The 10350-nt window shown below is 27.0% G+C and carries 14 protein-coding genes and 2 tRNA genes; 6 read left to right on the top strand and 10 right to left on the bottom strand.

Going from position 1 to position 10350, the window contains the following annotated elements; translation table 11 throughout:
• Nucleotides 1-126: 126 nt before the first annotated feature.
• The 9 genes from I0K12_RS17145 to I0K12_RS17105 form a co-directional block, all read right to left on the bottom strand.
• A tRNA-Gly gene (locus I0K12_RS17145) sits at nucleotides 127-199 on the bottom strand.
• 64 nt (nucleotides 200-263) lie between these two features.
• A tRNA-Gly gene (locus tag I0K12_RS17140) sits at nucleotides 264-336 on the bottom strand.
• A 361-nt stretch (nucleotides 337-697) separates the two neighbouring features.
• Entirely contained in the window at nucleotides 698-1801 is a 1104-nt protein-coding gene (locus I0K12_RS17135) for a pyridoxal phosphate-dependent aminotransferase (RefSeq protein WP_196889368.1), read from the bottom strand.
• A 227-nt stretch (nucleotides 1802-2028) separates the two neighbouring features.
• Nucleotides 2029-3012, bottom strand: a complete 984-nt coding sequence (locus I0K12_RS17130; RefSeq protein ID WP_196889367.1) for a thioredoxin fold domain-containing protein — start codon at nucleotides 3010-3012, stop codon at nucleotides 2029-2031.
• A 111-nt stretch (nucleotides 3013-3123) separates the two neighbouring features.
• Nucleotides 3124-3492, bottom strand: a complete 369-nt coding sequence (locus I0K12_RS17125; RefSeq protein WP_196889366.1) for a nuclear transport factor 2 family protein — start codon at nucleotides 3490-3492, stop codon at nucleotides 3124-3126.
• Nucleotides 3493-3498: 6 nt separating this feature from the next.
• A complete protein-coding gene (locus I0K12_RS17120; RefSeq protein WP_196889365.1) occupies nucleotides 3499-4242 on the bottom strand; it encodes an SDR family NAD(P)-dependent oxidoreductase in 744 nt (247 codons plus the stop codon).
• Nucleotides 4232-4441, bottom strand: a complete 210-nt coding sequence (locus tag I0K12_RS17115; protein ID WP_196889364.1) for a tautomerase family protein — start codon at nucleotides 4439-4441, stop codon at nucleotides 4232-4234. The genes I0K12_RS17120 and I0K12_RS17115 overlap by 11 nt, the downstream gene beginning before the upstream one ends.
• An 89-nt stretch (nucleotides 4442-4530) precedes the next feature.
• The gene (locus I0K12_RS17110) at nucleotides 4531-5094 is read right to left on the bottom strand and encodes a Crp/Fnr family transcriptional regulator (protein ID WP_196889363.1); all 564 of its coding nucleotides are present in this window, start codon (nucleotides 5092-5094) and stop codon (nucleotides 4531-4533) included.
• 98 nt (nucleotides 5095-5192) lie between these two features.
• The gene (locus tag I0K12_RS17105) at nucleotides 5193-5435 is read right to left on the bottom strand and encodes a hypothetical protein (RefSeq protein WP_196889362.1); all 243 of its coding nucleotides are present in this window, start codon (nucleotides 5433-5435) and stop codon (nucleotides 5193-5195) included.
• 108 nt (nucleotides 5436-5543) lie between these two features.
• Between I0K12_RS17105 and I0K12_RS17100 the strand changes: the two genes are divergently transcribed.
• From I0K12_RS17100 to I0K12_RS17075, 6 genes are all read left to right on the top strand, one after another.
• The gene (locus tag I0K12_RS17100) at nucleotides 5544-5999 is read left to right on the top strand and encodes a hypothetical protein (RefSeq protein ID WP_196889361.1); all 456 of its coding nucleotides are present in this window, start codon (nucleotides 5544-5546) and stop codon (nucleotides 5997-5999) included.
• A gap of 117 nt (nucleotides 6000-6116) precedes the next feature.
• On the top strand, nucleotides 6117-6683 hold the full coding sequence (locus I0K12_RS17095; RefSeq protein WP_196889360.1) for a hypothetical protein: 567 nt from the start codon (nucleotides 6117-6119) through the stop codon (nucleotides 6681-6683).
• 24 nt (nucleotides 6684-6707) lie between these two features.
• The gene (locus tag I0K12_RS17090) at nucleotides 6708-7088 is read left to right on the top strand and encodes an NTF2 fold immunity protein (protein WP_196889359.1); all 381 of its coding nucleotides are present in this window, start codon (nucleotides 6708-6710) and stop codon (nucleotides 7086-7088) included.
• Nucleotides 7089-7166: 78 nt separating this feature from the next.
• Entirely contained in the window at nucleotides 7167-7916 is a 750-nt protein-coding gene (locus I0K12_RS17085; RefSeq protein WP_196889358.1) for a helix-turn-helix domain-containing protein, read from the top strand.
• Between the two features lie 77 nt (nucleotides 7917-7993).
• Nucleotides 7994-8533: a dihydrofolate reductase family protein gene (locus I0K12_RS17080; RefSeq protein ID WP_196889357.1), complete on the top strand. Its 540-nt coding sequence runs from the start codon at nucleotides 7994-7996 to the stop codon at nucleotides 8531-8533.
• A gap of 143 nt (nucleotides 8534-8676) precedes the next feature.
• Nucleotides 8677-9720, top strand: coding sequence for a hypothetical protein (locus tag I0K12_RS17075; protein ID WP_196889356.1), 1044 nt, complete (start codon nucleotides 8677-8679; stop codon nucleotides 9718-9720).
• A gap of 91 nt (nucleotides 9721-9811) precedes the next feature.
• Here the strand turns inward: I0K12_RS17075 and I0K12_RS17070 are convergent, their stop codons facing one another.
• On the bottom strand, nucleotides 9812-10306 hold the full coding sequence (locus I0K12_RS17070) for a MepB family protein (RefSeq protein ID WP_196889355.1): 495 nt from the start codon (nucleotides 10304-10306) through the stop codon (nucleotides 9812-9814).
• Nucleotides 10307-10350: the final 44 nt, after the last annotated feature.

Here is a 10350-nt window from a genome sequence, read left to right as displayed (position 1 = left end):
GGGTTCGAACCGGCGACATTCAGCTTGGAAGGCTGACGCTCTACCAACTGAGCTACTCTCGCAATTAGAAGTTTTTAGATAGAAAAAACTAATAAAAAAATAATATTTAAGAACGAATCTTATTCGAGCGAGAGACCGGGTTCGAACCGGCGACATTCAGCTTGGAAGGCTGACGCTCTACCAACTGAGCTACTCTCGCAATTAGAAGTTTTTAGATAGAAAAAACTAATAAAAAAATAATATTTAAGAACGAATCTTATTTGAGCGGGAGACCGGGTTCGAACCGGCGACATTCAGCTTGGAAGGCTGACGCTCTACCAACTGAGCTACTCCCGCTTTTAAAGCGATGCAAATATACAACATGATTCTTAATTTGCAAGTGTTTTCCTGAGATTAATTGAAAAAATATCAAAAAAAATGTGAAACTATTTGGAATTAGTTTGTGTTTATTTAACGTAAAATATTCATTAATAATTTATTATTATTTGAAAATCCGTTGTGAAAAAAAGGATAAAAAAAATCAACTTTTTTTTCAAAAAAATATAAAATGAACTGTTTTCATAAAAAGAACTACTAAAAAGAGGAGGAGTTAGATTATAAAAAAGTGCTATTTCTTGTGTTTAGAAAGATAAATCTGAAGAAATAATGTGTTTTAAATCTAGAATTTTATTTAAATGAGATTTTTTAAAGCCGAAATTTAGCTTAAAGCTTGAATGAAATATTGCATTTCTTCTATAGTTCCAATGGTGATTCTGGTCCATTTTCCTTTTTCTTCATAAATTTTTGTTCCTAAAATTCTATTTTTTTCTAGCTGTTTGAAATAATCTTTCGGATACTCTTCTAGAGAAAGGTAAAGAAAGTTCGTTTTAGAAGGAATGCATTTAATATTTAATTTTTCTAAAGCATCGATTGTATATTCTTTTACGGTATTGTTTAACTGTTTTGTCTTTTGAAGAAATTCTACATCTTTTGTAGCGGAAATTGCAGCGGCTATAGAAATATTACTAAGGCTACCATTCGGCCAAGATTGTAATTCACATAATGTTTTTATCATATTTTTATCAGCCATCGCGTAGCCAACTCTTGCACCAGCTAGCCCTCTTATTTTAGAGAACGTTCTTGTGATAATTAAATTAGGGTATTTAAAGATTAGATTACACAAAGATTTTTCATCTGTAAATTCTATATATGCTTCATCAATTAAAATAATCACGTTTTTTGGAACTTGGTCGATAAAATCAATAATTTCTTCTCGTTTACATAAAATTCCTGTTGGATTATTCGGGTTACAAATGAAAACCATTTTTGTGTTATTATTAATGGTATCTAATGTTTTTTCTAAATCTTGATGTTTGTTTTCTTTAAGAGGAATGGTGATTTTTTCTAAACCATAAATATTATAAGGAGACATCCAGTAGGAATAGGTGAGTTCAGGAGTGATAAAATTTCCTTTATGAAGCCCTGCAAATTGTAGTACAAGTTCTAATAATTTTGTAGAACCAGCATCTAGGAGAATATTATTCTCGTTTACGTTGTTTTGAATTACGATTTCTTTTTTAAGTTTTGGAATTTGAATCCAACCATATCTGTTGCTGAAATCTATATTTTTCATCATGGCTTTTTTAGCAAGAGGGGAAGGTCTGTATGGATTTTCATTCGATTCTAGAGAAATTGGAAACTTTAGGCTTGAAGATATTTTTACATCTAGGTTTGTTTTTTCTAAAAAATCAAAAGAGCTAAGACTTAATCCTGCAATACCTAATCCAACTGTTTTTAACCAATCTCTTCTATTATTTTTCATAAATAAAACTTTTAAGATGTGTTTTATATAAAGATAAATAATAAAGGAGTTTTTTTATAAAAAAAATCCCTATTAACGAGAATAGGGATTTTGGTAGTATTTGTTATTATCAAGTTTTAAATTCTATGAAAGAATTATGTTTAATTTAAAACACACTCTAGCTTCTCTCAAAAAGAAAACTTGACAATCTATATATTATGATACAAATTGAATTGTGATCATGTATATTAGTTTTTGTGTTTTTCTAGTCCTTTGTTCAAAAAGTTTAAAAACTCATTTTCATCATCTGTATAAAACATAGAATCTATTTTTTCATTATTTTCGTTTAAAATAATAAAATATGGTTGTGCATTTGTTTGAAATTTTTTCATTTGAATTTCAGAATTATATGCACCGATATAATCTATATTTCTTTTCGTGAATTCTGAATATTTCCAAAGATTCTCTGGCAATTTAGTTCTCTCATCTACATAAAGACTTACAAAAATATAATCATTGAATAATGTTTTATAAACCATTTTTTCTCTAAAAATACTGCTTTCCATTTTTTTACAATTAACACAAGCATGTCCAGTGAAATATAGTAATAAAGGTTTTCCAATTTGTTTACTTTCTTCTAAATATTTAGCATATCCAATATTTTTAGAATCAAGATTTAGTTCAATATTCTCTTGATTTACGGTAGTTTCAGCTTTTTCTTTTTGATTGAAACTTTCCATAAACTCTTTATAAGTAATATTTGGATTAGAATTTTCTTTTAAATATTCATGAATTTTTTCAATTCTAATAGGTTGTAGTCCAATTTTCTCAAAAAGCAATTTGTCATTTTCCCAGTTTTTAATATCTGCTGGTCTACTTTCAATTTCCTTCAAAAAAGGATAAATAGTTTTATAATTTTGGTAACCTTCGTTTGTCTTGAATTCAACAAAAGATTCTAGAACTACTTGATAAGTAAGTTTTTTATTTTCTTCTTTGTTTTGAATAGAATTCATTAGAATCATTGAAAAAAAACCTTGATTACTCATGATTTCGACATCAATTTCATCAATTCCATCTTTTCCAATAAAATATTTAAGATTTTGTTTTAATTCTAATAGATCTTGAACTTCAGTACTGATTTCTTTATTGGCAATAGATTCAAAGTTTTTAGTGTTTTGAGCAAAAGAAATAATAGTAAAAGAAATAAAGAAAGTAAATAATATTTTTTTCATGTTTTTATTTTTAATTCGATGTAAATATAAAATTTTAATCAAAAAAGGAATTTAAATTAAAAACATCAAAAAACCTCTTTGATTATTCAAAGAGGTTCTGTAATATTATTTTTAATCAATATGTGTGAAAATTTTATGTGTAATCTTCCATGTATTATCTTTTTTTAGAAGAGACAGAAAATCAAAATAATTGTAGCCTAGCATAGGAACCTGTGCTTTTACCATTGCAATTTCTCCCAATATTTCAATACTGATTATTTTCATGTTAAAAACTTCGTTTAGCTCTTTAGGGCTTTTTCTATTTTTGACACCTTCAAGATATTCCGTAATAGTTTTTTGATATGAAACTCCTTTAATATCTCCTAAAATCTGTGTATTCGTTGTGAAACATTTTTCCAATTCAGAAATATTTCCTTCATAAATTCCTTGAAAATACGAGGAAATAAGTGTTTCAATTTTATTTATATCGTCTTTTTTCATAAATAATTAAATTGAATGTCCAACAGTATGTCCTCCAGAAACGTTTATTGTTTCGCCAGTTACGAAGCTTGAAGTTGCCAAATAATAAGCAGCTTCTGCAATATCATTTGTTTCTCCAATTTTATTTAATAAATGCAACCCAGCTAAACTATCCGCATCTTCCACACCAATTTTACCTTGAAGCGGACTTCGAATAATTCCTGGAGCGATTGTATTTACTCGAATATTATTTTTACCAAATTCTGCCGCCAATTGTCTTGTAAAAGCATGAATTGCGCCTTTACTAGTCAGTGGAGCCGTAGCTGGAAATCCGTCAATTGCGTGATCTACTAAAACAGTTCCGATGTTTATAATAGAACCATTTTGTTGTTTGAGCATTTGTGGAATTACCGCTTGCGAAGTAAAATAAGTTCCTTTTAGATTCACATTCCAATACAAATCCAAATCTTCTTCATCTACATCTAAAAATGGTTTTGGAGAAAATACACCAGCGTTATTTATCAAAATATCAATAGAACCAAATTTCTCTAAAGCAAGTTTGGTAAGTTGAATTCCAGTTTCTTTTTTACTGATATCTCCAGCAAGAAATTCGGCATTAGAAGGAGAACCTAAAACGATAAAAGCTTGTTCTAAACTCGCTTCATTAGAAGAATTCATAATTACATTACTTCCTTTTTGGATAAAGTGTTTTGCAATTTCTTTTCCAATTCCTGATGATGCTCCTGTGACGATTACTGTTTTATTTTTCATTTTTAAATTTTTTAGATTGTGAATACTGTTTTCCATTAAAGCCCCAATTTGTAATAGGAACTTCATCAATAACGATATGTGTAGTTTCTGGTTTTTTGTGTAGAATCTCTACAAGTAAATTCGTAACACCTTTGATTAATTGTTGTTTTTGGTGATCTGTTACATTTTCATCTGTAACTTTAATGTTTACATATGGCATAATTCTTTTGTTAAATAATTATGCTACAAAGGTGTTTTGAAATGAAGATTTTGAGAAGGAGGAAAATCACTAATTTAAAGTGATGTATGTCACATTTTATTTAATCTACTAAGTGTTTCTCTGGAAACACCAAGATAAGCAGCAATCATTTTTTTAGGAACACGCTGAAAAAGAGTGGGGTATTGTTTTAATAATAAATCATATTTCTCTTGTGTAGAATTTTTTAATAAAGATAAAACTCTAGTTTGTAAAGCAATTCGACCAAATTTACTTTTTTTTGCCCAAAAACGCTCCATTTTATGCATTTCAGAAGTTAGTTTTTCTCGATCGTCATAAGTAATATATAAAAGTTCGCAATCTTCAATACAATCGATAGAAGTTTTAGATTCTGTTTTGTTGATGAACGATTCGTAATCTGTAATCCACCAATTTTCCATACCGAATTGTAGAATGTATTCTTTACCATTTTCATCTAAAAAATAACTTTTTAGACAACCCTTTACAACCCAAAATTCTTTTGTCGCAATTTCTCCTTCTTGTAAAATATATTGATGCTTCTTCCTTTTTAAAGTTTTAAAATGACTTAAAATAAAATCAAATTCTTCATCATTTATAGAAATAATTTCTTCAAGATGTTTTCGTAGTGGATGCATTATTTTTCTTTTTTGCAAAAGTATTGTTTCCTTCATGGGAAATCAAAAATCATAGTAGTTTTTATTATGCTTATAATAATATTTAATTTACAGGAATTCTAATGGATTCTACTTACAGAAACAACAAAAAATGCTATTAAAAATATAGGAATACAAGTAAGTAAAATTCCTACTCCAAATTTTTTGTGTTTTGAATTATAGGTGAAAAATCCGATAAAAGGAATTAAAATAAGACAAAGTAAAATCCAGATTTCAGAGTTAAAAAGTTTAGATAATAAAAGTCCGAATCCAACAAAAAGTAATGTGGATAGAGAACCTATGAATATCTTAAAATTTTGCATTTTATGTTTTTTGTGTAAATATATTTTAATTTTTAAGAAAGGAGATCATAATTTTTATAGTTTGGTAGAGAATTTGTTTTAATAATTTTGGTTTTAAAATAATGATAAATGAAAAAACTTTTTACTTTATTCTATTTCTTGAGTTTACAATTTGCTTTTAGTCAAGAAGAAATTTCAGAAAATAATATTCCTCAAGAATTAATTGGAAAATGGGAAGTTATAATTTTAGAAAAAGGAGCTAAATTATCCGAAGAAACATTAGAAGAATTAGACAATGAGAAAGTTGTTCCAAGAGGTGATCATCAAAGATCTTTGTATATTTTTGGAAAAGATGGAAAGTTTCGTTTGATTTCTATAAACGATTACGGGCAGACTTCTGAAGAAGGAACTTTTCAGTATTTGGGTGAAAAAAATGTTATTAAAAGAAATGTAAAAAGAGCAAATAAATGGGGACCGAAAAAATTGAAGAATTTTAAAATTAAAAAGTCAAAAATCCTTTATTTGAAAGATCGAAAATTAGTTTTGAAAACTAAAAGAAAAGTGATTTATTTGAAGAAAGCTTAAAATTTGAATGAAAAAGGGAATAAGAAAAGAAGAAGCTATTGAGAAAATTTATTACGAAATTAAATGAGAATATCGGGATAGATTTGTGGAAAAAATATAAAATAAAACAATAAAAAAATGGGATTAGATATTTCCGCACAATTAGATAATCAAGAGGAGTTATATGAAAATGAAGAATTTCTTGATATTTTAAGTGAACCAAAGTTGAGTAGAACTTTTTGCAATTTTATACATCGTCAGGGTGTTGTAGAGCATTCGGAGTTGAATCAATTAGGAGAATTGATAAAAATAGATATACAGTTTTTCTACGATATGAGTGAATATGCAAGCGAGGACGAAATGTATGAATCTATTGAACATCTTAAAGATGAGCCAGAAGAGTATGAGGAGAGAAAACAAAATTATTTAGATTTAAATAAAAAAGTTGAAAATAATATTTTTGAAGTACAAGAAAAACTAAAGCAATTTATTGAAAAATTGAGTGAAATTGAAAATCTTCCTTCAAAATTAAAAGAAACCGATTTTGATACTTTGGATAATGCTTTTTACTTTTCAGAATTTAATAAAAACTTAAGCGAAGGTTATATCGGAAATAATTTTGGTCATGATTTAAGAAATCTTCTAGATTTTATTGAGTTTGGGATTAAAAATAATTCAAAGACAGTTTATTTTGAATTTGGATAGAAAATGAAAATAAAATTTATAAAAATGAAAAAAACGATTTTAATGAGCTCTTTTATGTTGATTAGTTTTTTTGCTTTTAGCCAGAGTGCTGAGAGAGTTAATTTAACTAAAAAAGAAGCGGAGGTATTATTAAAAGAGAAATTATCTAATAAAAAGACACACAATTTAATAGGAAAGGAATCTATATTAAAAACAGAAAAGAAAGTAATTGAATTTGCCGAATTTGTTCTTTTTGATATATATGGAGAAGAGAAAATTGTCAAACAAAAACCATACAATACTTTTAAAATAGACGATTATTGGCTTGTAAAAGGAACTTTACCAAAAGGAAAAAGAGGAGGAACATTTCTAATTATTATGGATTCTAGAAATTTTGAAGTGTTATATGTTTCACATGGGAAATAAATTATAATTCGTTATGTAATCACTTTTAAAATCAAAACCAGAAATAAGACTTAATTTTGTAAAAGAATATTTTTAGAAATGATTTTCCAGAAAACATATCGTCCAAAATTTCCTTTAAATCAATTTGTTGATTTTATTTGGGTAGGGAAAGCTTCAAAAATTGATTTGAATGCGAGTCATCATGCACCTTTGTTTACAGAATTGATTTTTAATTATGGTGATGTTTTTCATGTAGAAGGTCAAAATGTAGAAAATATCTTGAATAAAAATGAGCATCAAATTATTTCAGGATTAAAGACAAGTCCTTTTCAAACGAAAGTTTCAGGCGATTATAGTTCGGTTGGATTAATCTTGAAACCGTATTGCTATGGAATGTTGATAGAGAAATTTGGTTCTAATACCATGGATCGATTGTCGGAAATTCTCTTTGAACATTTATTTTTGACTGAAAATTTTGAATTTGAAAAAGTAGAAAAATACTTGTTAGAATTATTTGATAAGGAACAATTGGATAGCGATTTGCTTAAATTTGAACACTATATTTCTACAAAATTATTAGAAAAAGGAGCTTTGAAAGATTTTAATTTGTCGATTTCTATTTCTCAAAAAAGTTTTATTCAAAAATTTAAAAAACATTATTTACTCACACCAGGTCAATACGTAAAATTGAAAAAAGTAAATACTGCTATTCAATTATTGCAAAATAAAAATTCAAAAAAACTGATAGAAATAGGTCTTGAGGCGGGTTTTTATGATCAATCACATTTTATCAAGATTTTTAAGAAATTTTGTGGAGCTACACCCAAAGATTTTTTAAGAGAAAAATAAAACAAAGGTAAATTTTATACAATTTTAAAATTAGAGCAGCTTGTAATTTTGTAACTTAAAATAAAAGAAAGAAAATTATGAGCGCAACGAATCAAGTTTATATAGCAACTAGTTTAGACGGTTATATTGCAGATAAAAATGGAGGAATCGATTGGTTAAATATGATCCCAAATCCAGATAATTTGGACCTAGGTTTTCATGACTTTACAAGTAAAATGGATGCTTTGGTGATGGGAAGAACAACTTTTGAAACAGTTTGTGGTTTTGATATAGAATGGCCATATCAGATTCCTGTTTTTGTGTTGAGTAATAGTTTGAAAGAAGTTCCTGCAAAATATAAAGGAAAGGTAGAAATTGTAAATGGTGATTTGAATAAAATTGTAGAAGATTTAAACAAAAGAGGTTATTTGAATCTTTATATTGATGGTGGAAGAACCATTCAAAGTTTTCTAGAAAGAGATTTGATTGATGATTTAATTATAACAACAATTCCTTGTTTACTAGGAGAGGGAATTCCGTTGTTTTCAAAGTTGTCACAAAGATTAGATTTTAAATGTGTAGAGTCTAAGATTTTTTTAAATGCATTGGTTCAAAATCATTTTGTACGAACGAGATAATTAATTTAAAAATAAAACTCTTCTTTGTTCTATGAAGAAGAGTTTTATTTTTTGAACTTATTTTAAGAAAATATTAATATTTATAGTCTTATTTGTGTGTTTTTTAAAATAATAATACTTTTCAATTTCAATTAACGAAAACCATGAATACTCAAAAAATCGATCTTTATAATATTTTTCTTGTAATTATTTCTCTAGTTATTGCTGTGATCTTACCTTTCGAATTGTTTTTAATTTCCTACGCTTTTCTTGGTCCACTTCATTATTTGACAGAAATAAACTGGTTGCACGAAAAGAAATATTTTGTTTCAACCAATAAAAAATGGATCAATTTATTTGTGGTGCTTACTGTTTTAATGTCTATTTATCCAGTTGTAAAGTTTTTTGATTTTGGAATTACACCAGAATTAAAACTTAAAATAGGAAAGATTTTTCAGCACGGTGGTTTTTATTTATTGACTGGGTTTTTGTTCGCTATTAGTCTTTTATTTATAAGAAAAACCAAATATTTATTAGTTTCATTATTGGTGATAATTCCGGTTTCTTATTTGGCTTTAACCTATCTTCCAGACCTTTATATTTTTGTTGCCATTTTCCTTCCAACTCTTATTCATGTGTATTTATTTACTTTATTATTTATCATTTATGGAGCGATAAAAAGCAAGAGTAAAAATGGATATTATTTGGCTTTAGTTTTATTTTCGGTACCGTTTATAATCTCTTTTTTGTCTTCAGATTTGATTCATACAAAACCGTCTAGAGAAGTTATGGATAAAGTTATTCAGAGTAATATTTTAAATGTAAGTGGTTTTGTAGCATCAAAATTCAACGAATTGCAAGCAGGAAAGTTTAATGTGTTTTCTGAGTTTGGTTTGAGAATGCAAATTTTTATTTCATTTGCTTACACTTATCATTATTTAAATTGGTTTTCGAAAACTTCTATTATCGGATGGGCGAAAGGATTTTCTAGAAAAAGATTGTTTGCAGTTTTAATAATTTGGCTTTTATCAATAGGTTTATATATCTATGATTTTAAAACAGGATTTACGGCATTATTTTTCTTGAGTATGTTACATGTTTTTTTAGAATTTCCACTAAATATACTTTCAATAAAAGAAATATTTTTACACTTTAAATCTTCTTCAAAACAAGTTTCTACTGAAAATGAAGAAGTAGAAACTGTTTGATATTATTTTTAGATTAAAAAAATCCCCTCTTGAGAGGTGCAAGGGGTGTGTTATAGTTCTAATTAAACATTCTAATTGATTTCAAATGAGATTATTTGTTAGTATATAATTCTTTAACTTTTTCAAAATCAATTTCATTATTGATTTCGTAAAAATATTTTGTTTGCCATTTCTGAGTTGAAATAGCTTGTTTGCTAGTTGGAATATCCCAATTTGGATAAACTCTAAATCCTCTTTTTCCTTCTTTTTTATCTGTAGAAATGATTCCTTTTTTAATTAAAACTGATTTTGGAAAAACGAATTGCCCGAAATTATTTTCAGTTTTTGCATTAATAATTAAAAAATCAAAAGAATTCATTTCATGATGAGGTTCTGTAATGCCTTCTTTATTTCTTCTCCAAAAGGTTACAAATTGTCCTACTTTTTTAGGTGTAATTTTTGAACTTCTAGAAAAAACTTTTGATTGATTTAGCTTAAAATTACAAGCATCATATTCTTTCCCTTCAGGTTCAATTTTTATATCGGAAAGTTTTAAATCACAAGTTTTAAAAACTTTTTGATTGATCAATTCTAAATTTTGGTTCATTTTAATGAGGTTGGTTTATTATTTTTCTGTGAAAGTCTATTATA

Origin of the sequence: Aureivirga sp. CE67 (assembly GCF_015767245.1) — a bacterium.
In the GTDB taxonomy this organism is placed as follows: domain Bacteria; phylum Bacteroidota; class Bacteroidia; order Flavobacteriales; family Flavobacteriaceae; genus Aureivirga.
Note: the sequence above shows the minus strand (reverse complement) of the source record. Positions and strands in the feature narration are given on the sequence as shown.

Coding starts and splice junctions, on each gene's coding strand:
- I0K12_RS17075 (WP_196889356.1), top strand. CDS start 8,677: ATGAATACTCAAAAAATCGATCTTTATAATATTTTTCTTGTAATTATT.
- I0K12_RS17105 (WP_196889362.1), bottom strand. CDS start 5,435: ATGCAAAATTTTAAGATATTCATAGGTTCTCTATCCACATTACTTTTT.
- I0K12_RS17120 (WP_196889365.1), bottom strand. CDS start 4,242: ATGAAAAATAAAACAGTAATCGTCACAGGAGCATCATCAGGAATTGGA.
- I0K12_RS17115 (WP_196889364.1), bottom strand. CDS start 4,441: ATGCCATATGTAAACATTAAAGTTACAGATGAAAATGTAACAGATCAC.
- I0K12_RS17125 (WP_196889366.1), bottom strand. CDS start 3,492: ATGAAAAAAGACGATATAAATAAAATTGAAACACTTATTTCCTCGTAT.
- I0K12_RS17130 (WP_196889367.1), bottom strand. CDS start 3,012: ATGAAAAAAATATTATTTACTTTCTTTATTTCTTTTACTATTATTTCT.
- I0K12_RS17100 (WP_196889361.1), top strand. CDS start 5,544: ATGAAAAAACTTTTTACTTTATTCTATTTCTTGAGTTTACAATTTGCT.
- I0K12_RS17080 (WP_196889357.1), top strand. CDS start 7,994: ATGAGCGCAACGAATCAAGTTTATATAGCAACTAGTTTAGACGGTTAT.
- I0K12_RS17070 (WP_196889355.1), bottom strand. CDS start 10,306: ATGAACCAAAATTTAGAATTGATCAATCAAAAAGTTTTTAAAACTTGT.
- I0K12_RS17135 (WP_196889368.1), bottom strand. CDS start 1,801: ATGAAAAATAATAGAAGAGATTGGTTAAAAACAGTTGGATTAGGTATT.
- I0K12_RS17095 (WP_196889360.1), top strand. CDS start 6,117: ATGGGATTAGATATTTCCGCACAATTAGATAATCAAGAGGAGTTATAT.
- I0K12_RS17085 (WP_196889358.1), top strand. CDS start 7,167: ATGATTTTCCAGAAAACATATCGTCCAAAATTTCCTTTAAATCAATTT.
- I0K12_RS17110 (WP_196889363.1), bottom strand. CDS start 5,094: ATGCATCCACTACGAAAACATCTTGAAGAAATTATTTCTATAAATGAT.
- I0K12_RS17090 (WP_196889359.1), top strand. CDS start 6,708: ATGAAAAAAACGATTTTAATGAGCTCTTTTATGTTGATTAGTTTTTTT.